The sequence below is a fragment of the Bacillus sp. FSL R9-9410 genome, from assembly GCF_038050385.1.
Classification (GTDB): domain Bacteria; phylum Bacillota; class Bacilli; order Bacillales; family Bacillaceae_G; genus Bacillus_A; species Bacillus_A cereus_U.
In genome coordinates this window covers 3,986,318-4,008,672 of sequence record NZ_JBBOTV010000001.1, presented here as the reverse complement: position 1 = coordinate 4,008,672, position 22,355 = coordinate 3,986,318, and the positions used below count along the sequence as shown (strand labels likewise).

The following is a 22,355-nucleotide window of genomic DNA, read 5'->3' as shown; positions in this document are numbered from 1 at the left end:
TTCATGCTTAAAATGAAAAAGCTGTTTACCCTAATCGTATTCTCATGTTTATTCGTGCTTATTGTTGCTGGATGCGGGGGTAAAAAAGACGAGGCGAAAGAAACAAATACGAAACAAGGCGGAGTTGTTGAACAAATTAAGAAGCGCGGGAAATTAGTAGTCGGAGTGAAAAATGATACGAATTTATTTGGATTGAAAAATCCTTCAACAGGGCAGGTAGAAGGATTCGATATTGATATCGCGAAGGCGCTTGCGAAAAAAATTCTTGGTGATGAAAAGAAACTAGAGCTGAAAGAGGTAACGTCTAAAACACGTATTCCAATGCTGAAAAATGGTGATATTGATGCCATTATTGCGACAATGACAATTACGGAAGAGCGTAAAAAAGAAGTGGAGTTTTCAGATGTATATTTTAAAGCGGGTCAATCGTTACTTGTGAAAAAAGGAAGTAATATTAAAGATATTGATGATGTGAAACAAGGCGTTAAAGTATTGGCTGTAAAAGGCTCAACGTCAACAAATAACATCCGTCAAAAATCACCAGAAGCAACAGTATTAGAGTTTGAGAATTATAGTGAGGCATTTACAGCTTTAAAAGCAGGTAAAGGCGATGTTTTAACGACAGATAATGCGATTCTTTATGGAATGGCAAAACAAGATTCTAATTATGAAGTTGTAGGGAAAATTTTCACGGATGAACCGTATGGAATTGCAGTACAAAAAGGTGCAGACGATTTAACGAAAGAGATTAATAGTTTATTAAAAGATATGAAAGCTAATGGGGAATACGATAAATTGTATGAAAAATGGATCGGTCAAAAGCAAGAAAAATAAAGTGAAACTTTAATCAGTGGGGATTGTCCATCCCCCACTGATTATTAGCCTTCACCAATCGGGCTTTTACGGGCAGTTATCTCCCACCTACCTTCCTCGCATTCGCCGAATTTTGATGTGGGAGTCTTACTGCCCGGCAAATAGCGGGGTAAAGTGAAACTTTAATAAGTCGGGAAGGGTTATCTCCCACTGATGATTAGCAGCCTATACTAATTGGGATAAATAGTAAGAGTGAGAGGATGGGGGATGCTCATCCTCTTCTTATAAAGAAAGAGGGGAGAATATGTGCCTGATTTTTCTATTTTGACGAATAATATTGATATGTATTTAGAAGGATTTAAATATACGGTAATGTCTAGTGTAGTTGCGCTAATAGGAAGTTTTGTTTTAGGGATTATTATGGCAGTGATGCGAATTTCACCTATTCGTATTTTGAATTGGATTGGATCCGCCTTTGTAGAGTTTGTTAGAAATATTCCACTTGTATTAATTGCATTCATTTTCTATTTTGCTTTGCCTGTAATAGGAATTACTTTCAACGGTTTTGTAGCAGGGACAGTTGCACTTACAGTTTATACAGCGGCTTTTATTGCGGAAGTAATTCGTGCTGGTATTTTATCAGTCGCGAAAGGTCAAATGGAAGCAGCACGTTCTTCAGGATTAACTTATACGCAAGCGATGTATTATGTCGTCTTACCTCAAGCGATGAAAATCGTAATTCCTCCTCTAGGAAATCAATTTCTCAATTTAGTAAAAAACTCTTCAATACTCGGAATTATTGCTGGAACGGATTTAATGTATCAAGGAGACTTAATTTCAACGAAGACATTCGTTACGTTTGATGTATATATATTTGTCGGGATGTTTTATTTAGTATTAACAATTCCGCTAAGTATGCTAGTGCGTTATTTAGAAAGACGCTTGGCAAAGGAGGGGGTGTAAATGGATTTTCAAGGTGCTATTACAGGAGATCATATACTCTTTTTATTAAAAGGATTGCTTATCACGCTAGAAGTCGCTCTTGTAGCGATTGTACTTAGTTTTATTATAGGTAGTGTAATAGGAACTTTGCGCTATACAAAAATACCCGTCATCTCACCAATACTAGGCTTTATCGTTGAAGTTATTCGAAATTTACCACTTCTTTTAATTATATTTTTTACGTATTTTGCACTTCCAGAGGCAGGTTTGAAGTTAGAAATTATAACAGCCGCAATTGTTGCTTTAACGATATTTGAAGCAGCGATGATATCTGAAATTGTTAGAAGCGGTTTATTATCTATCGACAAAGGACAAATTGAAGCGGCGCGCTCTTCGGGATTAACATATGTCCAGACGCTTTGGCACATTATTTTACCGCAAGCACTTAGAAGAATGGTTCCTCCGCTTGTTAGTCAATTTATTTCATTGTTAAAGGATACGTCATTAGCGGTTGTTATATCATTGCCAGAGCTTATGCATAATGCTCAAATTATTAGCGGGCAGAATGTAAATTATATGATTCCGACATTTATACTAGTAGCTTGTATGTATTTCGTTGTAAACTACGGTTTATCAATTTTATCTAGAAGATTAGAAATACGTTAACCCTTACAATAAATGTAAGGGTTTTTACTTATAAATCCTTTTTTACCTCAAATTAGTATATTAAACTCTTAATAATTGGATTTTTATATTATTTTATCAGAAAAGTTTTAATTTTATATAGAAATTGTAACCGCTTTCGTGTATATTTTTATTATCAGAAAATTTTAACAAGATATAGGGGTACTTGTAGGGGAGGATTAAGATGCAGCAAACAACGAATGAGCAATTACATCGTACGATGAAGAGTAGACATTTATTTATGATCGCACTAGGTGGTGTAATCGGAACTGGTTTTTTTCTAGGTTCAGGTTACACCATTAATCAGGCTGGACCAGGGGGAGCCATCCTTTCATATTTAGTGGGCGGAGTTATTATGTATTTAACAATGCTTTGTCTCGGAGAGCTAACGGTAGCAATGCCAGTTTCAGGGTCTTTCCAAAAGTATGCGACGAAGTTTATTGGACCAGGAACTGGGTTTATGATCGGTTGGCTATACTGGATTGGATGGGCAGTAACAGTAGGATTAGAATTAACATCGATCGGTTTAATGATGAAAAGATGGTTTCCGAATGTGGATGTTTGGGTATGGTGTCTCGTATTCGGGGTTATTTTATATGCTTCAAATGCAATATCAGCGAAGAGTTATGCTGAATTAGAGTTTTGGTTCTCTAGTATTAAAGTAGTTACAATTATTGCATTCATTCTACTTGGTGGTAGCGCATTACTAGGATTTTTACCATACGATGGAAAAGAAGCAGCGCCTCTTTTCTCTAACTTTGTAAGTGATGGCGGGCTATTCCCAAATGGACTAGCTGCGGTGCTTCTTACGATGATTACAGTTAACTTTTCCTTCCAAGGAACAGAGTTAATCGGGATTGCAGCAGGCGAGAGTCAGAATCCTGAAAAAACAATTCCACGCGCAATTCGTAATACAGTATGGCGCATTATGTTATTCTTCATTTTAACAATGACAATTTTAGTAGGGTTAATTTCTTGGAAAGAAGCAGGGATAATTGAAAGCCCATTTGTAGTTGTATTTGATAAAATCGGTATTCCATATGCAGCTGATATTATGAACTTCGTTATTATTACCGCTTTATTATCTGTAGCGAACTCAGGATTATATGCAGCAACGCGTATACTATGGTCACTTGCAAATGAAGGAATGGCACCAACTTCTTTCAAGAAAGTAAATAAACGTGGTATTCCGATTACAGCGTTAGTCGTAACGATTGCTGTAGCGGCATTATCTTTATTAACAAGTTTCCTTGCAGAAGATACAGTATATATGTACTTATTATCTATAGCTGGTTTATCTGCTGTTTCAAGTTGGATCATTATTGCTTTATCACAACTTCGCTTTAGAAGTCAGTATTTAAAAGGCGGAGGGAAATTAGAGGACTTAAAGTATAGAACACCACTATATCCGCTTGTTCCAATTTTAGCTTTAATTACAAATAGCATCGTTGTTATTAGTTTAGCGTTTATTCCAGAACAACGAATGGCGTTATATTGTGGTATTCCATTTATCATTTTCTGCTACATATATTATTATATGAGTAAGAAACGGCAGAAACCGATGAAAGTGGAGATGGAAGCAAAGTATGAAAATAAAAATTAAGCATGATGATATAGAGGCAGATTTATCGTATGGTCACTTAGCGATTGGGAAAGAAAATGGGTATTCACCGTTACAATTACTCGTTTCTTCTATTGCAGGGTGTAGTGCAATTGTTTTTCGAACGATTTTAGAAAAGAAACGTATTACATACGATACGTTTACAATTGAAACTGAAATTGGGAGAAGTGAAGCTTTATCAAAACCAGTTGAAAGTGTTCATTTGCACTATAAAATTAAAGCGCAAAACATTACAGAAGAACAATTAGACAAGGCACTGCAACTGGCGGTGAAAAATTGCACAATTGTTCAATCTGTAAAGGATAGTATAAAAGTTACAGAAACAATTGAATTAATGAAGTGAAATGTAAAAACGTGAGAATAGGGCGCTCACGTTTTTATGTTTTTGACAGAGGGGGAAGTATGATGGAATGTTTAGGGTGTAAATTAGCAAATGAAGAAGAAATTATATATAAAGTGTATGAGGATGATTATGTAACTTGTTTTTTAGATCATGCGCCTTTCTATCCAGGACATACTTTAATCGTGCCAAAGCAGCATGTTTTAGAAGTAGACGAATTAGATGATGTTGTAGCAAAATCAATTATGGATGCTTCTAAGCTTATTGCAAAAGCGATTAAGGCATTATATAAACCAGACGGAATTACAATTTGCCCCGCATTAACGGGGCAGTAAGATCCCCTACCTCAAAATTCAGTGAAAACAAAGAAGTTAGTTGGGAATCCAACTGCCCGTAAAAGCCCGATTGGTTCAACTAATAATCAGTGGGGGATGAACAAAACCCCCACTGATTAAAGTTTCACTTTATCAAAATGGTGGAATCTTTAACGAGTTAACTCATTATCACATGCATGTTGTGCTGAGATATAAAGAGCGTTCGTTTGCTGAGTTTTATACGGTGCAGCCAGGAGAACAGCAGAATCATAACTTTGAAGAGACAAAGCATTTGTTACGAGAATCAATAGAGAAAATATTACTTACTAAAAAGGCATAAGAGGGATGTTCTTAAGGGAACAGTCAGGAAAATATTAATATTAAAAAGCCCAATTTCTCAGTTAAAATAGAGAAATTGGGCTTTTCCTTATTCTATTATTCAATTTTCTCTATTAAAGAATTCTGCAGTGTCACAAAGTATATCGCTCATTCGTTATATAGAATGAGAGGAGGAATTATATGAAAGTTACAAACAAAGATTACGAAAAGATGGAAGAGCTATACGAGTTGTATGAGCAAAAAATTTATTATGTAGCTTATTCTATTTTAAATAATATTCAGCAAGCTGAAGATGCGGTTCAAGAGACGTTTATTACTCTTTATAAGAATTTGGAAAAGCTGCATAGTTTGAACACTCAAGAGCTTAAACAGTATATTTTGAGGATCGCGAAAAACAAGGCGATTGATAGTTACCGGAAAAATAAACGACATGAAACATTTTTAGAAGAATATCAACGAGAATCAACAGAGGTAGTAGATGAAAATATTGAAGAGTGGGAAAAACGTCTAATGTCTGAGGTTCAGATTGATACATTGCTAAAAGAGCTAAATGAATCTAACAGACAAGTGTTTAAGTACAAAGTCTTCTATAACTTAACGTATCAAGAAATTTCAAGTGTAATGGGGATAACAGAGGCTAATGTCCGCAAGCAATTTGAGCGCGCTCGAAAACGAGTACAAAGTATTATAGGAGGTATACAAAATGACGAATTCAAAGAACTCCAAAGAAATGTATGACCTTGCTGAAAAAATTGCTTTAGATGATTTTGATAAACTGGATGAACAACATGAATTTTCACATACATATACGCGCAAAAAGAAATTGTTTATGGAGGAAATGAAGCTGAAAGATGGACAACCACAGACAAAGCGTAAAAGACATCGTATGTTAATCGCTGCGGCCTGTTTATTGATTGGTATGCCGACAACCGTTTTTGGTGCAGTAAAAGTCTATAATATGATTGTTCAAAAACAAAATTACGAAGTAAATGTTTCAGTAACGAATAAGGAATCGAATAATATTGATAAGTGGTATAAGTTGAAAGTTGGTAAATTACTAGAAAATATGGAAGCAATTGATGACTCGGCTATGAAATATTCATTTAAAGATAACGACGCAATGGGTGGATTTTCATTCGCTCTTTGGAGAGTGGGGGGAAATGCGGACTTTCAAACTTTATATTCAAAAAGCTATGAAGAAAAAGAGATAAATGGCAGGAAAGCAGTAATTGTTCATAAAGAAACTGGAAACAACAATGTAATGTTTGATAGGAAGGTCTTTCTCTTTTTTGAGAAAGAAGGGATTATGTTAGAAAGTTTTATTGGATCAGATGTAAATGAAGAACAAATGATGGATGTGTTAGGGAACATTTCACTTGAGCCTACGTCAAAAGAAAAGGCAGCACATATAACAGATTATGATAAAAAGTATTTTAGTGAAGCGGATGAACCTAAAAAAACTAAGGCGATTCCTTTGAAAAAAGATAGTAAACGACTATTTCACATAGGACAAAAGGTTCCAGTAACGATATCTATGGATAACAGCCAAATTGAATATGTGATAGAAAAAGTTGAAGTTTTTGATTCGATTAAAGATTTTAAACAAGAGAACTTTAATGAACTTGGCTTAGGGATATTAAGCAAGAAGAAGGCTTTAGATCAGACGGGAAAATTGCTATCGTACAGACGGGATGTATATAAATTAGGGAATGGTAAAGATTCAATTGATACATTAGTAGATTCGAAATTAGTTAATGTTAAATTTGTCTACTTGACAACAACAGTGAAAAATATAGGTAAACAGGTGACAGAAGAAATCTATATGACTCCATCCATAAAACAGCTTAAATTTGAAGGAAATGCATGGAACTACGCTAAAGAAGAGGGAATGGACGCAACGCGTATTATGACGGGCGAAGTCGATTATTTAGAACCTCATGGAGATGGAAAAAGCTTTTACAATATTGGCAGTATCCGACCTGGCCAAACGATGAAAGTTAACTTGGGTTATTTTGTGGATGAGGATAAACTAGATTCAATTTTCCTTGATGCTTTTCATTACAGAGGGAATGGAAGTACTGAAAATATGAATGCGTCATATCGTTGGTGGATTGATATTCGTCAACAGTCAAAACAATAGGAACAAATACACAAAAAGCTGCTTATATTTAGCAGCTTTTTTCGTCTTCATACATATGTAAAACCTCTTTTGCACGTATACGTAAACCATTTATCAATTCTTTCGGTTCTAAAACTCTTGCATCTTTTCCAAGTCTATAAAATAAAGGAGTAATAAAGTTAATTTCACCTTTATCAATTGTTGAATTTATATATCCTGTCCCATCTTCGTCTACTATAACGAATTCTTCAAGGTAAGGAACGCTTTTGCATTGGCGCACACCCTCTGTCGTTAGTAAAACATGTAACCGAGTAGGAATGTTTATTACGTTAGAGTTAGAGGCGAACCATTCTTCTAAATTCATAAACTTATCTTTATTTTCTTCGGTCGATAATATGGAAAGAATACGATCTACGCGATACAGTAATACTTTGTTTCGACTATAGTCATAGGATGGCAAGTACCATAAACCATCGTGGGCATATACACCGATAGGATGAACATGTTTTGTTTTTATCCCCGATTTAGATTCGTATTGAAAGTGTAAATTTTTATTTTCAATAGCGGCAGTTAACACTTCGTTTAATAGAGGTGTATCAATTGTTCTTTTCGGATTCCAAAAAGCGATATAAGAACGTATTTTATCAACTTTAGCTTTCGCATCATTTTGTAGAGAGCTATACAGTTTATGAGTAACAGAATTGATTTCTGTATTAAAAGGCAAGTTACGATAGTGGCTTAAAGATTGGAAAGCAAAAAAGATGGAGACGGCTTCTTCTTCGGTAAATAAAATGGGGGAAAGCATGCTGCTTGTTAATACTTTATATCCTCCATTACGACCTTGTTCAGCGTAAATGGGTAATCCCATATCACTTAAATCTAAAATATATCTATGGACCGTACGAACGGAAATATTAAATTCATCAGCTATTTCTTGAGCTGTAAATGTTTTTTTCGTAGAAGCAAATATAAGAATGTCTAGTAAACGTTTTGTTTTTGACAAGGATATCACCTTTTCTTTTTTAACATGACATAAGTTGTCATGTTTTATGGTTAGTATAGTGCTTATAAGATGATTTTATCAATAGAAGCTGTAAGGAGGAAAAGATATGTCACGTGAAATTGTTTTATTTATTGCAGCGAGCTTAGATGGATTTATCGCGAAAGAAGATGATGATTTAGAGTGGTTAATGGAAACAGAAGGTGAGGGAGACAACGGTTATACAGAAATGTACGAAACAATTGATACGATAATTATGGGAAAGAGAACGTACGATTATGTGGTAGAGCATACGGAAACATTCCCGTACCTAGATAAAAAATGTTATGTTTTTTCTAATTCAGAAAAAGGTTCAAACGAACATGTAGAGTTTGTAAATGAAGATGTATTAGAGTTTACAAAAAGGTTGAAAGAGCAGGAAGGATCTAAAATATGGATGGTCGGTGGAGGGAGTCTACTGAGAGAGTTCTTTAAGAATAATTTAATTGATGAATATGTTGTTACGATTACACCTCACATATTAGGTTCTGGAGTTCCGTTATTTAAAGAAAAGAACCCGGAAATTCATTTAACTTTAACGGATACGAAACGTTTTGGCCAATTCGTAAATTTATATTATAAAGTAAAGTCCTAAAGGATAAGAAAACACGACTATTGATGATAGTCGTGTTTCTATATAGATGGCAATGAAATTGTAAAGCAAGATCCGTGATCAATTTCACTTGTGACAGTAATATTCCCGCCGTGTAGTTCTACGATTTCTTTTACGATGGAGAGCCCTAAACCAGTGCCTCCTGTAGCTCTAGAGCGCGCTTTATCAACACGGTAAAAGCGATCGAAAATGTGAGGGAGGTCTTCAGGGGGAATACCTTCTCCCTTGTCCTTAATTTTGATGGAAATATGTTTATGTTCTTCTGTAACAGAAATATTAATATGAGAATGTTCTTTTGAATGCCTATACGCGTTATTTAAAATGTTAGCCATAACTTGTTCAAAGCGTTGCTCATCTAGCTTTACTAAGAGTGAGGAAGGACATGTGAAAACAACTTTAATTTGTTTTTCTCCGTACATCACATTTATTTTTTCAGTGATGCGAGTAAGGAAGGTGTGTAAATGCACTTCCTGTACTTGAATGAAAAAGTTATGCTTTTCCATTTGAGCGAGTGAAAATAAATCTTGAACTAAGTTTGTAATATAATCAGACTCGTCTTTTATAATGGATAAGTATCGTAAACGTTGCTCTGGGGGTGTGTTTTCTTTTAATGCAATGTCAGCATAACCTCTTACGTACGTTAATGGTGTTCGTAATTCGTGAGCAACACTTGCCAGAAATTCACTTCGCTCCGTTTTCATATAATGTAAATCATTTGCGAGAGTTTGGATAGATTGTGCTAGTTCACCAATTTCGTCATTTCGAGTAGTTGTTAATGAAACGGATAAATCGCCCTTACTCATTTTTTCAGTCGCTTGTTTCATGTGTAACAATGGTTTTGTTAACAAACGTGATAATAGAAAAATGGTGATGGCTGTTAATAGGAAAGTAATGACTCCAGCGATAATGAATTGCCGTGTGAGCCCGTTAACCATTTCTTCGATTGATTCCGTCCCGAGAAACATATATACATAGCCTTCCGTTTTTCCTGCCACTACAATTGGGCTAACTGTACATATATAATTAGATGTTTTCCAATGATTCTCTATAATTGCTCCATCATGATCTGTTCGTGTTTGCATTCCTTCAATATGTTTTTTTATAGTAGTATTTATTTCATTGGATTTAGCTAGTATTTCCTTATTTGCAGTTGTAATAATAACAGTTGTTTCAGCTTCGGATTCCATTAAAGCAACATGGGAGATTGTTTGCCTGTCAAAATATTTTTCAAGGACATCTCGGTGACTATTTCCACGCTTTAATAAAGCAGTCATTTCTTCATTCACTCTATTGTTTACAAGGCTATAATAGAGCAAGACAAATAGAACACTTTCGATTAAAAGTGTAACAATTAGAAAATAAAATCCGAGTTGAATAGAAATTCGCTTCATCGTTTTGCTCCTTAGTTTTCAATATCAATCCATCGATATCCTACTCCGTAAACAGTTTTTAAATGGTGATCAATGGGGAAATTTACTTTTCGTAATTTATCACGTAAATTACGAATATGTGAATCGACTGTTCTATCTTCTGTATTTGTATTTAATCCCCAAATTCGTTCAATGAGCTGATCACGGCTTAATACGTAGTTCACATGACGTAAAAATAATCCGAGTAAAGAGAATTCGATTGGGGTGAGAAGAAGTTCTTCATTATGGACAGAAATGAAATGCTTGGCCTCATCCCATAAAATGCCGTGATATTGGATTTGTGCATGTTGATTGGTTCGGCGTAAAACAGCTTCAATTCTTGCGAAGAGCTCCTCTTCGTGGAATGGTTTCGTCACGTAATCATCTGCTCCAAGTTTTAACCCTTGAACGACATCTACCGTTTGATCACGAGCAGTTACCATAATGATAGGAACGTTACTAAATGATCGAATTCTTTTGCAAGTTTCCCACCCATCCATCTTTGGCATCATAATATCGAGTAAAACAAATTTGAAGTTTCGATTTTCTATATGTGAAATAGCTTCTTCTCCGGATACTGCACATACGCAGTTATATCCGATTGGAGTAAGATAAAGCGTTAATAATTCAAGCATTCTCGGTTCATCATCTACGAGTAGTATATCGATCATAGAGTACCTCCGCATTTGTAGTTATTACTTAAATTGTAAGTCAAAATCATGAAGAAATGGTGCAGATTATAATGCATCTGCATAATTTCTTCAGAATTGCTTGTTATTGTAAAGTTGAAATTCCATTTTAGGTAATAATATTGGCTCGAAAACGAATAATACGGAGGTGATATAGTGAAAAAGATGACCCGAATTTTGGGGATAACAATAATTGCAGCAGTCGGTCTTGCGGCATGCGGACAAACGAGTACAGATCATAAAAATCATGAATCTACAGGAGAGAAGAAAACAGAGCAAAAGGAAATGAAAATGAATCAGGAGGTAACTGCGCCGAAAAAAATGAATCAAGGTGCATCGAATGATTTATTAACGACAAGTTTAAAAAATGTAACGAGATTAAATACAAATGATCCTCTGCAAATGGCAGTATTAACTTCGCAAACGATATGGCCAGCAACGCATAAAGAGAATCAGCCAGGCGCTATTATTTTAGTGCCAGTAAGCGAGTGGCAATTAGGTATTGCAAGTGCGGATCTTATTCATCACCCGAATAACGGACCGATTTTATTTATAGAAAAAGAAAAGGTACCCGAAATGACGTTAAAAGAAATAAAACGATTAAATCCGCTCGGAACGAAAGATGGAACGCAAATTATGGTGATGGGGGATATAGGGGCATCTAGCCTAGAGCAATTAAAAGAATATAAAGTAAAGCAAATAAAAGAAACGGACCCAGCTACATTTGCTAAAGATGTTGATAAAGAATATGCCGATATAACAGGAAATTATCCAAATAGCGTTATTATCGGTTCGTCTGAAGAAGAAGGACGTTTATATACAACACCAGCTGTAAATTGGATTTCTCATATGCCAGAACCTCTTCTATATACTGAAAAAAATAAAGTGCCAGAAGCGACAATAGAGGCATTAAAGACGAGAAAAGATAAAGCGAATATATATGTGTTAGGACCAGAAAAAATCGTTTCGAAAGAAGTAGAAAAAGAGTTAAGTAAATACGGGAAAGTAACGCGTATTAGTGGGGAGACTCCAACAGAAAATTCGGTTGCATTTGCGAAATTTAAAGATGAAAAAACGAAATTTGGCTGGGGATTCACAAAACCAGGTCACGGTTTGTCATTTGTTTCAAGCAAAACACCAGACTTAGCAATTGCGGGAGCACCGTTTTCACATATGGGTAAACATGCCCCTGTTGTTTTGCTTGAGGAAGGAAAAGCTTCACAACCAGTTTATGACTTCCTTGCTACTATTCAGCCGAAGTTTAAAGATGATCCAACACTTGGACCATATAACCATGGTTTCCTATTAGGAAGTAGTAGTGATGTTTCATTTGAAACACAAGGTATATTGGATGAGAGGTTAGAAATTGTTCAGGAAAGTGGTCAAGGTCACGGTGGACATTAATGAAATGAGAAAAGACGCTGCTAAGGTAGCGTCTTTTCTTTAGGAAACTTTTACATAGCACAACATCCTTTGCTCGTTATATAATAGCCTTCGTACAGTCGGCCTTGATTTTCTTACGGAGAAAATCAAATGATAAAAGAGTAGAGGAGTGTTACGCTATTTGTTTTAGGTGATTACGTTGTTCATATTCCGATGGCAGCTTTAGTTGCTGTTATGATTATGGTTTCGATTGGGACGTTTGATTGGAACTCTGTAGCAACGATTCATAAAGTACCAAAAGGAAATGCATTTGTTATGATCGTAACAGTTGTGATTGTCCTAATTACACATAATTTAGGATTAGGTGTAATTATCGGAACGATAATTAGTGCAGTTTTATTTGCATTCAATATGGCAAAGATTCACGTGAAACATTTGTATATTGAAAATAAGAAAATATACGAAATTCACGGCCAACTATTCTTCGCATCTACGGCAGATTTTATAAATGCTTTTTCATACAATGAAGATGCGAAAGAAATTGAGCTGAACTTTACTCACGCACACGTATGGGATGATTCAGCAGTAGCGGCAATTGATAAAGTTATAATGAAGTATGAACAGAACGGTGTGAAAGTAAGGATTACAGGGTTAAATGAACGAAGCTCGAAGATTGTTTCAAATTTAGCTACCTATAATAAGAGAATTGCTAGTTAGAAGCCTCCTTTTTAGGGGGCTTTATTATATAATACGAGTAGGATAACGAAAAGGGGATTCAGCATATGTACAAACAAATTTTATTAGCATGTGACGGTTCTGAACATGCACTTCGGGCAGCAGAGCATGCAACATATATTGCGAAATTTAACGAAGAAACACATGTTGAAGTTGTGTACGTAGTAGATAATAGAACGGCCAAATCAGATATTATACAAGGACAAACGGATTTAGAAACAATATCAGCTAGTCGAAAAGATAAATTAAAAGAGATTGAGAGTTTATTAAAGAAAGAGAACATTTCCTACAAAATTACGATTCTACATGGCGATCCAGGAGATACAATCGTTCAATATGTAAATACAGGAGATATAGATCTTGTTATTGCTGGGAGTAGAGGTCTAAATACACTGCAAGAGATGGTGCTTGGTAGTGTAAGTCATAAAATAGCAAAGCGTGTGAAATGCCCGGTGATGATTATAAAGTGAAACTTTAATCAGTGTGGGGGGGTATCCCCACTGATTATTAGCCTTCACCAATCGGGCTTTTACGGGCAGTTGATCCCCCACCTAACTTCTTTGCTTTCACTGAATTTCGAGGTGGGGTCTTACTGCCCGGCGAATAGCTGGATAAAATAAATTGAGTGAGATATTCTGTAGTGTAAGTAAGACCTTGATATAATTCGGGGTCTTTTTTGATGTATAGAGGGGGAGGTTATGGACATACTAGGTATAAGTTTAGAGGGAAATTGTTAACTTACAAATTTGTAAGTTAGTTGTCAGCGAAATCGATGTTATGAAATTTTTTCCATTGATAAAATAAGAATATCAAAGGGGATATAGGGAGGATGGAAGGTATGAAATCATTTCAAAATTTGTCTTATAGCCAAGGGGTAAGTTTAATTTGTTTAGGTGGATTTGCTGGATCTGTTATGTTAGCTGTTTTAATAAAGATGTTTCAGCAAATGTTTTAATCGTATGAATAGAAAATAGAAGGGAATTGATTAATATAAATAGCAAGAGAAGAACGATAAATAAAAAATAGCTCTTAGCATGTAAGTAAATGCTGAGAGCTATTTTTATGTTTATTTTTCTACACATTATATTTTGTTTAAACTTCTTTTGATTTTGCAGATCCTGTATTTAAAGTAAGAGCAAGGAAGAACATTGCAAGCACACAAGAAGCAAGGAGAAAAATGAATCCGCCACCCCATACCTTGTACCCAGCCATTTAAAAACTTAAGTACAAACATAAGTATAATGCTCGTTGTAATGAAAGAAAATGAGCCAGAAATTATACAACTTTGCGACAGGAATGTAAACGTTTTTATAAAGAAAGTTGTTGACGTATTTTGTTTGTGGGATTAATATTTAAATACGTTAAATATTTTATTGCTTAAATAAGAGGTGGATAACATGCCAAATGATATGACTCATATTGATAAGATTCAAGCTCTTACATTCGCTATAGGAAAGAAAATGCAAACAGAGCTATTAGAACAAATGCAAGCATCAGGACTTACACCACCGCAGTTTTATATTTTAAAGATTTTAGATCATTACGGAGCTTCAAGAGCGACACAATTGGCGGAGAAAATGTACGTGAAACCGAGCGCGATTACAGTAATGATTGATCGTTTAATTGATCATGGGTTAGTAGAGCGCTATCACGACGATAATGATCGCCGCGTTGTTATCATTGAGCTAACGAAAAAGGGGAAAGCTACAGTAGAAGAAGCGATGGCGGCTCGTAATGAGCATATTGCAAAATACTTCTCACACTTAGAATTACAAGAGAGGGAAGATTTGTTACGCCTCTTTGAAAAGCTAGAAACAATTATTTGCGGGACACAAGAGAAAAAAGAGAACAACTAAGAGGAATTGAGGAGATTACATGGAGCAACAAGAAAATCAGAATAGAAAGTTGTTGTTAATCGGTTTAGTAATCGCAATGCTATTTGCTGCATTGGACGGAACAATCGTTGGTACAGCAATGCCCCGTATCGTCGGTGAACTAGGCGGATTAAGTTTAATGACATGGTTAACAACAGCTTACATGTTAACATCAACAACGGTTGTACCGATTGCAGGTAAATTAGCGGATTTACTTGGACGTCGTAACGTATATATAGCAGGATTAATTATCTTTATGGTTGGTTCAGCGTTATGTGGTATGGCAAACGGTATGACAGAATTAATTATTTTCCGTGGTATTCAAGGTCTTGGTGGCGGTATTATGATGCCAATGGCTATGATTATTATCGGGGATATGTTCACGGGAAAAGAACGTGCTAAATGGCAAGGTATTTTTGGAGCTCTATACGGTCTTGCCTCTGTAATTGGACCACAAGTTGGTGGTTGGATTGTAGACGCAGTGAACTGGAGATGGGTATTCTATATTAACTTACCAGTTGGTATTTTAGCGACAATCTTTATTGCAATGGGATTAAAAGCACATAAACAAACAGGACCAATTAAAATTGATATCGCTGGAATCTTCACGATGATTCTCGGTGTTGTAAGTTTATTACTTGCGTTAACGTTTGGCGGGAAAGATTATGCATGGGGTTCTTGGCAAATTATCGGGTTATTTGCACTAGCTGCCATTGGTATTGTTAGCTTTGTTATCGTTGAAACGAAGGCTGAAGAACCAATTTTACCGATGCACTTCTTTAAAAACCGAACATTTACACTACTGAATGCGATCGGTTTCTTTATGAGTATCGGAATGTTTGGAGCAATTATGTTCGTACCGTTCTTTATGCAAGGAATTGTAGGCGTAAGTGCTGCTGAATCAGGAACGATTATGACACCGATGATGATCACAATGATCGTTATGAGTATTATCGGTGGTCAGCTTGTATTAAAAATTGGTGTGAAACCACAAATTATTACAGGTATGCTTATTATGGCTAGTGGTTTCTGGTTATTAACAACGATGGATATGCATACAACTAAGCTTACCGCTACTTCTTATATGATGGTTATCGGTTTAGGAATGGGTCTTGTTATGCCGATATTAACATTAGCATTACAAGAAAGCTTCCCGAAAAAAGATCTTGGTGTTGTAACATCATCAAGTCAATTCTTCCGTCAAATCGGTGGAACGTTTGGGATTACAATTTTAGGATCAATTATGAATAACACTTCAGGTACAACGTTAACAAATAAATTAGTACCTGTATTAGACACATTCCCAAAAGAAGCGGGAGAAATGGTAACAAAATTAAAAGATATGATTCATACAGATCCACAAAGTTTATATTCTATGCTATTTAGTCCTGAGGCATTAAAACAAATGCCAGAAGCATTTTCTAATAGCATCGTACCAATTTTAAAAAGTTCTTTAGTGGATTCACTTCATACTGTATTCTTAACAGGATTGGTATTTATCGTAGTAGGTGCCATCTTCACGATTTTCTTACAGAAGATTAAACTATCTGATCGTAAAAAAGTTGCTGAAGAGCCTGCTGTAGAAGAGGAAGAAAAAACTGTATCATATTCATAATGAAAAAGCATCGCCTTATGGCGGTGCTTTTTTTGAGTATAACCTTAAAAGCTTTTTAGTGAGAAATGATTGACGTATTTTTATAAATGCGTTATATTATTTTCTGTAAACGGTTACATGAAATGAGGAGAAAAGAGAATGAGTACGATTAAAGACGTTGCAAAATTAGCAGGGGTATCTGTTGCGACCGTTTCCAGAGTGTTAAATAAAAATGGATATGTTCATGAGGATACATTAAAAAAAGTAGAGCGAGCAATTGAAATGCTAGATTATAAGCCTAGTACAGTAGCACGATCTTTATATAATAAAAAATCTCGTTTAATTGGCTTAGTTGTTCCAAATATCGTGAATCCATTCTTTCCAGAAGTTGCACGTGCCGTAGAAGATGTAGCACATAAGCAAGGTTACACAGTTGTCCTTTGTAACTCTGATGAAAATTTAGAAAAAGAGAAACAATACATTGATGTGCTTAGACAAAATAATGTGGATGGGTTTATTGTGGCAACGAATCCACAAAATAGTGTTAATTACATGAATTTGTCTATTCCAGTTGTTGCGATTGACCGTATGTTTAATGAGCGCATTCCTACTGTATATGCAGATAACTATGCAGGGAGTCAGGCGGCGACAAAGTTATTAATAGACAAAGGGTGTAAACATATTGCACATATTCGCGGACCACGTGATGTGAGCACAGCAAATGAACGTTTTGAAGGTTTTGTAGACGTTATTACGCAAAATAATCTTTCTTATATGATTGCAGAGAGTACATTCGATCCAGCTAATAGTGAACAGGTCGCGGTGGAATTATTGGAAGAATATCCGCATATTGATGGAATTGTTGCTGGGAATGATTTAATTGCAATCGGCGTCGTAAAGGCTGCACTTCAAAAGGGGATTTCTATTCCAGACGATTTACAAATTATCGGATTCGATGGAATTTCTTTAACAGAAATGATGTATCCATCTATTACAACTGTTGCACAGCCAATTTATGAAATGGGGAAAATTGCAACAGAATTGTTGTTAGAGCAGATGGAAGGAAATCCATTAGAAGAGAAACACTATCGTTTACCGATTGAAATTATAGAACGAAATACAACGAAGTAAGGAGATGAGACAGATGCCAAATATTGCAGTAGTGGGTAGTATTTCAATGGACTTAGTGGCTGTTTCAAAAATACGGCCGAAAGCAGGAGAAACGGTAATTGGTGAAGCGTTTCATACGATTCCAGGAGGAAAAGGGGCCAACCAAGCAGTTGCTGCAGCTAGATTAGGAGCAAATGTAGCGATGGTTGGTGCAGTAGGAAATGATGATTACGGAACAGTAGTTAGAAAAAATTTAGAGAACGAACGCGTTTTTATCGACTATGTGGTACCGGTTACAGATAGAACGACAGGAATCGCTCATATCGTTTTAGCAGAAGAGGATAACAGCATTGTTGTCGTACAAGGAGCAAATGCTCTTGTAAATGAGTCCATTGTAGATCGTTCAAAAGACCTTCTTGTAAAAGCAGATATGGTTGTTCTTCAACTAGAGATTCCGCTTGAAACAGTAAAATACGTTCTGTCTATTTGTGAGGAGCACAAAATTCCAGTTATGTTAAATCCAGCGCCAGCACAAATCTTATCAGAAGATATTTTAGAAAAAGCGACTTATATTACGCCGAATGAGCATGAATGTCGCATTGTATTAAATGATTTCACATCACCAATTGAAGAGTTACTGGCTAAATATCCAAACAAACTACTGATGACAGAAGGTTCTAATGGTGTTCGTTTCCATAACGGAACGGAAGTTGTTCAAGTTTCAAGTATTGCCGTAGATGTAGTAGATACGACTGGAGCAGGTGATACATTTAATGGCGCGCTAGCAGTTGCGCTTTCTGAAGGAGAAACACTTCAAAAGGCTATTCGTTTCGCAAATATTGCTGGTGGTCTTTCTGTAACGAAACTTGGAGCACAGGGCGGTATGCCAACGAGAGATAGAGTACGTGAAGTGCAGGTGATTGTTGGATGAAAAAGCACGGTGTATTAAATAGCGAAATCGCGGCAGTCCTTGCTTCACTTGGACATACAGATACGATTGTAATTGCTGATTGCGGGTTACCTATTCCTGATGGAGTAAAACGAATTGATTTAGCAGTTGAAATCGGAAAGCCTAGCTTTTTAGACGTAGTACAAGTAGTTGCTGATGATATGGCAATTGAGAAAGTGACGTTAGCAGAAGAAGTTATTATGAATAATGCAGAGGTAAATAAAGAAGTTGAGATGCGATTAATAGAGCCAGCATTTGAATATGTGTCTCATGAGGAATTTAAAGAGTATACAAAGAGAGCGAAGGCGATTATTCGTACCGGAGAAGCAACGCCTTATGCGAATGTTATTTTACATGCAGGCGTGATTTTTTAATAAAGGGATGTGATGAGAATGCATATTGAAATGAAGAACATTTCAAAAGCGTTCAGTGGTAATCCTGTTCTAAAAAACGCACAGTTTATGATTGAAACAGGAGAAGTCCATGCATTGATGGGGGAAAATGGAGCGGGGAAATCGACGCTCATGAAGATTCTAACAGGTGTATATAAAAAAGACAGTGGAACAGTCACAATTGATGGACAAGAACGAACTTTTAAAAATGCGAAAGAAGCGGAAGAGTACGGTATTGCATTTATCCATCAAGAGTTGAACATATTACCGAATTTAACGGTAGCTGAAAATATGTTTCTTGGAAAAGAGTTAATGTATGGGAAAACGGGCATTTTACGTACGCGTCAAATGAATGCGATTGCCCAACATCAATTGGCAGATCTTGGTCTACATGTGAGAGGCGCTATGCTAGCAGGTGAATTATCAGTTGGACAACAGCAAATTATTGAAATTGCTAAAGCATTAATGACAAATGCGAGCGTTATCATTATGGATGAACCTACAGCAGCATTAACAGATCGCGAAATTGAAACGCTGTTTATTGTTATTAATAAATTGCGTAAAGAGGGCGTTTCGTTCGTTTATATTTCACACCGGATGGAAGAAATTTTTTCAATATGTGATGCCATTACGATTTTGCGTGATGGAGAATATGTAGGGAAGAGATTAATTCCAGAAACGTCATTTGATGAAGTAGTTAGCATGATGGTGGGCCGCAGTATTGGTGAACGTTATCCAGAACGAAATAGTCAAATTGGCGAAGTGATTTTTGAAATGCGTAACGGAACGAAAAAGGGAAAATTTGAAAATGTTTCGTTTCAAGTTAGAAAAGGTGAAATCCTTGGTGTTGCCGGCTTGATGGGAGCTGGTCGCACGGATATTATGAAAGCGATATTTGGATATGAACCGCTTGATTCAGGACAAATTTTTATGAATGGACAAGAAGTGAAAATTGATAGTCCAATTGATGCGATTAGACAACGAATTGCCTTTATTACAGAGGATAGAAAATCTGAAGGGCTTGTGTTAGATTTTTCGATTCGTGAAAATTTAGCTTTACCAAATTTAGAAAATATTTCAAAGGGAAGCGTTGTTAATAAAGGTTTAGAACGTCAATTTACAGAGGATATGATGAAGCTTCTTAATGTGAAAGCAGCAAACGGAGAGCAAGCGGTAAAATCTCTTTCTGGTGGAAATCAGCAAAAGATTGTAATTGCAAAATGGCTAGGTATTCATCCACAGTTACTCATTTTAGATGAGCCAACAAGAGGTGTAGACGTTGGAGCTAAAAAAGAAATTTACTCTATTATGAATAAACTTACCGAACAAGGAGATGCCGTTATTATGGTATCGTCTGAGCTTCCAGAAGTTTTAGGAATGAGTGATCGTGTGCTCGTCATTCATGAAGGTGAAATCGGTGGTATTTTAGAGAAAGAACAGGCATCGCAAGAGTCTATTATGGCACTAGCAACAGGGGGAGAGTAAGATATGGCTAAGAAGGGGAATGTATTACAACAACTTGGTTCTTTAATTGGGTTAGTATTAATTATCGTAGTAATTACAGCTTTAAATCCAGCATTTATTGAAATTCCAAATTTATTTAATATACTGCGCCAAGTATCGATTAATGCACTCATTGCATTTGGAATGACCTTCGTTATTTTAACAGGGGGTATTGACTTATCGGTAGGTTCTATTTTAGCATTATCAAGTGCACTTGTTGCCGGAATGATGGCAAGTGGTATGGATCCGTTCCTTGCAATGGCAGTTGGATTATTAGCAGGTCTTGCAATGGGGATTGTAAACGGTATCATTATTGCGAAGGGAAAAGTAGCTCCTTTTATTGCGACTTTAGCAACAATGACTATTTTTCGCGGGTTGACGCTTGTTTATATGGACGGACGTCCGATCACTGGTCTTGGTGATCATTTAATGTTCCAAATGTTTGGCCGTGGTTATTTCCTTGGTATTCCTGTGCCAGCCGTTACAATGATGATCGCTTTTGCAGTACTGTACTTTATTTTAAAGAAAACAACGTTTGGTCGCCGTACGTTTGCGATTGGTGGAAATGAAGAAGCGGCAGCTTTATCAGGTATTAATGTTACGAGAATTAAAGTAATGATTTACGGTCTTTCCGGAACTTTGGCAGCGCTTGCAGGTATTGTCTTAACATCAAGATTAGATTCTGCACAGCCGACTGCTGGTACTTCTTACGAATTAGATGCAATTGCTGCAGTTGTGTTAGGAGGAACGAGTCTTTCAGGTGGAAGAGGATGGATTGTTGGTACATTCATCGGTGTGCTTATTATTGGTGTACTAAATAACGGTTTAAATTTATTAGGTGTATCTTCTTTCTTCCAACAAGTTGTAAAAGGACTTGTAATCTTACTAGCTGTACTAATTGATCGTCGAAAAGAAGCGTAATGGAGGGGCAATTCATGAAAAAATGGTTACTGATACTCGTTGCATGCATCATGGTAGTTACTGCTGGTTGTTCAATGGAACCACCAGATTGGGCAAAGGATTCTGGCGATAAAGGTCGAAATAAAACTATTAAAGTTGGATTTTCTGTTTCAACTTTAAATAATCCATTTTTCGTCACGTTGAAAAAAGGTGCAGAAAAGAAAGCAAAAGATAGCGGCATTGAATTAATTGCTGTTGATGCACAAAATGATGCAGCGAAGCAAACAAACGATGTTGAAGATTTAATTCAAAAAGGTGTCGATGTAGTTGTTATTAATCCAACTGACTCAGATGCCGTTGCTTCAGCGGTAAGTGCAGCTAATGCAGCCAATGTTCCTGTTATTACAGTAGACCGAGTTGCGAATTCAGGTAAAGTTGTTTCTCACATTGCTTCTAACAATGTCGAAGGTGGTCAAATGGCTAGTGATTACATTCGGGAATTAGTTGGTGAAGGAACAAATGTCGCTGAGTTAGAAGGAATCCCTGGATCGTCTGCTGCTCGTGAGCGTGGGAAAGGATTCCATAACGTAGCTGATAAGTCTTTAAAAGTAGTAGCAAAACAAGCAGCTGATTTCGATCGTGCAAAAGGGTTATCCGTTATGGAAAATATTTTGCAAGCAAATAGCGATATAAAAGCAGTGTTTGCTCATAACGATGAAATGGCATTAGGCGCACTTGAGGCGTTGAAATCTGCTGGTAAAACGGATGTAGTCGTTGTTGGATTTGATGCAACGGATGATGCTGTAAAAGCGGTTAAAGATGGACGCATGGCAGCAACAGTCGCTCAAAAACCGGAATTAATTGGAGAGAAGGCGATGGAAACAGCGAAAGAAATAACACAAGGTAAAAAAGTGGACAAATTTATTCCGATTGAATTAGAGCTTATTAAGAAAAAATAAATATAAAATGAAAATTAGGAAGGAAGAATAACAA

22 protein-coding genes and 3 pseudogenes are annotated in these 22,355 nt (G+C 36.2%); 22 read left to right on the top strand and 3 right to left on the bottom strand.

What is annotated here, in order from left to right:
* Positions 1 to 3: 3 nt before the first annotated feature.
* From glnH to MKX77_RS20900, 9 genes and pseudogenes are all read left to right on the top strand, one after another.
* Positions 4 to 834 carry a glutamine ABC transporter substrate-binding protein GlnH gene (gene glnH, locus MKX77_RS20940; protein ID WP_341307695.1) on the top strand — a complete coding sequence of 277 codons (831 nt, stop codon included), beginning with the start codon at positions 4 to 6 and terminating at the stop codon, positions 832 to 834.
* Between the two features lie 285 nt (positions 835 to 1,119).
* A complete protein-coding gene (locus tag MKX77_RS20935; RefSeq protein ID WP_341307694.1) occupies positions 1,120 to 1,776 on the top strand; it encodes an amino acid ABC transporter permease in 657 nt (218 codons plus the stop codon).
* Entirely contained in the window at positions 1,777 to 2,421 is a 645-nt protein-coding gene (locus tag MKX77_RS20930) for an amino acid ABC transporter permease (RefSeq protein ID WP_341307693.1), read from the top strand.
* Between the two features lie 202 nt (positions 2,422 to 2,623).
* Positions 2,624 to 4,042 carry an amino acid permease gene (locus MKX77_RS20925; RefSeq protein ID WP_341307692.1) on the top strand — a complete coding sequence of 473 codons (1,419 nt, stop codon included), beginning with the start codon at positions 2,624 to 2,626 and terminating at the stop codon, positions 4,040 to 4,042.
* Complete coding sequence (locus tag MKX77_RS20920) at positions 4,026 to 4,403, top strand: OsmC family protein (protein WP_215555231.1); 378 nt, start codon at positions 4,026 to 4,028, stop codon at positions 4,401 to 4,403. Before MKX77_RS20925 ends, MKX77_RS20920 begins: the two co-directional genes overlap by 17 nt.
* Before the next feature lie 62 nt (positions 4,404 to 4,465).
* Positions 4,466 to 4,714 (top strand): annotated as a pseudogene (locus tag MKX77_RS20915) (HIT family protein); the annotation flags it as partial.
* 154 nt (positions 4,715 to 4,868) lie between these two features.
* Positions 4,869 to 5,054: pseudogene (locus MKX77_RS20910) on the top strand (HIT family protein); the annotation flags it as partial.
* A gap of 179 nt (positions 5,055 to 5,233) precedes the next feature.
* Entirely contained in the window at positions 5,234 to 5,791 is a 558-nt protein-coding gene (locus tag MKX77_RS20905) for an RNA polymerase sigma factor (protein ID WP_201034708.1), read from the top strand.
* A complete protein-coding gene (locus tag MKX77_RS20900) occupies positions 5,757 to 7,193 on the top strand; it encodes a DUF4367 domain-containing protein (protein ID WP_341307691.1) in 1,437 nt (478 codons plus the stop codon). The genes MKX77_RS20905 and MKX77_RS20900 overlap by 35 nt, the downstream gene beginning before the upstream one ends.
* Positions 7,194 to 7,221: 28 nt before the next feature.
* Here the strand turns inward: MKX77_RS20900 and MKX77_RS20895 are convergent, their stop codons facing one another.
* The gene (locus MKX77_RS20895) at positions 7,222 to 8,175 is read right to left on the bottom strand and encodes a helix-turn-helix transcriptional regulator (protein WP_341307690.1); all 954 of its coding nucleotides are present in this window, start codon (positions 8,173 to 8,175) and stop codon (positions 7,222 to 7,224) included.
* A 106-nt stretch (positions 8,176 to 8,281) separates the two neighbouring features.
* Between MKX77_RS20895 and MKX77_RS20890 the strand changes: the two genes are divergently transcribed.
* The gene (locus MKX77_RS20890) at positions 8,282 to 8,806 is read left to right on the top strand and encodes a dihydrofolate reductase family protein (RefSeq protein ID WP_016101817.1); all 525 of its coding nucleotides are present in this window, start codon (positions 8,282 to 8,284) and stop codon (positions 8,804 to 8,806) included.
* Positions 8,807 to 8,844: 38 nt separating this feature from the next.
* Here the strand turns inward: MKX77_RS20890 and MKX77_RS20885 are convergent, their stop codons facing one another.
* Complete coding sequence (locus tag MKX77_RS20885; protein ID WP_341307689.1) at positions 8,845 to 10,215, bottom strand: sensor histidine kinase; 1,371 nt, start codon at positions 10,213 to 10,215, stop codon at positions 8,845 to 8,847.
* 11 nt (positions 10,216 to 10,226) lie between these two features.
* Positions 10,227 to 10,904, bottom strand: a complete 678-nt coding sequence (locus MKX77_RS20880; RefSeq protein WP_002029819.1) for a response regulator transcription factor — start codon at positions 10,902 to 10,904, stop codon at positions 10,227 to 10,229.
* A gap of 174 nt (positions 10,905 to 11,078) precedes the next feature.
* Between MKX77_RS20880 and MKX77_RS20875 the strand changes: the two genes are divergently transcribed.
* The 12 genes and pseudogenes from MKX77_RS20875 (at position 11,079) to rbsB (ending at position 22,321) form a co-directional block, all read left to right on the top strand.
* Entirely contained in the window at positions 11,079 to 12,326 is a 1,248-nt protein-coding gene (locus tag MKX77_RS20875; protein WP_341307688.1) for a cell wall-binding repeat-containing protein, read from the top strand.
* A 150-nt stretch (positions 12,327 to 12,476) separates the two neighbouring features.
* A pseudogene (locus MKX77_RS20870) lies at positions 12,477 to 13,022 on the top strand (STAS domain-containing protein); the annotation flags it as partial.
* A 65-nt stretch (positions 13,023 to 13,087) separates the two neighbouring features.
* Positions 13,088 to 13,510: a universal stress protein gene (locus MKX77_RS20865; protein ID WP_341307687.1), complete on the top strand. Its 423-nt coding sequence runs from the start codon at positions 13,088 to 13,090 to the stop codon at positions 13,508 to 13,510.
* 368 nt (positions 13,511 to 13,878) lie between these two features.
* A complete protein-coding gene (locus MKX77_RS20860; RefSeq protein ID WP_002125236.1) occupies positions 13,879 to 13,995 on the top strand; it encodes a DUF4027 family protein in 117 nt (38 codons plus the stop codon).
* A gap of 442 nt (positions 13,996 to 14,437) precedes the next feature.
* Positions 14,438 to 14,896: a MarR family winged helix-turn-helix transcriptional regulator gene (locus tag MKX77_RS20855; protein WP_215555241.1), complete on the top strand. Its 459-nt coding sequence runs from the start codon at positions 14,438 to 14,440 to the stop codon at positions 14,894 to 14,896.
* A gap of 19 nt (positions 14,897 to 14,915) precedes the next feature.
* Positions 14,916 to 16,529, top strand: a complete 1,614-nt coding sequence (locus tag MKX77_RS20850) for an MDR family MFS transporter (RefSeq protein ID WP_341307686.1) — start codon at positions 14,916 to 14,918, stop codon at positions 16,527 to 16,529.
* 138 nt (positions 16,530 to 16,667) lie between these two features.
* Positions 16,668 to 17,639: a ribose operon transcriptional repressor RbsR gene (rbsR, locus tag MKX77_RS20845; RefSeq protein ID WP_113937912.1), complete on the top strand. Its 972-nt coding sequence runs from the start codon at positions 16,668 to 16,670 to the stop codon at positions 17,637 to 17,639.
* 13 nt (positions 17,640 to 17,652) lie between these two features.
* Positions 17,653 to 18,549, top strand: coding sequence for a ribokinase (gene rbsK, locus MKX77_RS20840; RefSeq protein ID WP_341307685.1), 897 nt, complete (start codon positions 17,653 to 17,655; stop codon positions 18,547 to 18,549).
* Positions 18,546 to 18,941, top strand: coding sequence for a D-ribose pyranase (gene rbsD, locus MKX77_RS20835; protein WP_215555243.1), 396 nt, complete (start codon positions 18,546 to 18,548; stop codon positions 18,939 to 18,941). The genes rbsK and rbsD overlap by 4 nt, the downstream gene beginning before the upstream one ends.
* Positions 18,942 to 18,959: 18 nt before the next feature.
* Positions 18,960 to 20,444: a ribose ABC transporter ATP-binding protein RbsA gene (gene rbsA, locus MKX77_RS20830; RefSeq protein ID WP_341307684.1), complete on the top strand. Its 1,485-nt coding sequence runs from the start codon at positions 18,960 to 18,962 to the stop codon at positions 20,442 to 20,444.
* A 3-nt stretch (positions 20,445 to 20,447) separates the two neighbouring features.
* Positions 20,448 to 21,383, top strand: coding sequence for an ABC transporter permease subunit (locus MKX77_RS20825; protein WP_341307683.1), 936 nt, complete (start codon positions 20,448 to 20,450; stop codon positions 21,381 to 21,383).
* A gap of 14 nt (positions 21,384 to 21,397) precedes the next feature.
* Complete coding sequence (gene rbsB, locus MKX77_RS20820) at positions 21,398 to 22,321, top strand: ribose ABC transporter substrate-binding protein RbsB (RefSeq protein WP_002204435.1); 924 nt, start codon at positions 21,398 to 21,400, stop codon at positions 22,319 to 22,321.
* Positions 22,322 to 22,355 lie beyond the last annotated feature (34 nt).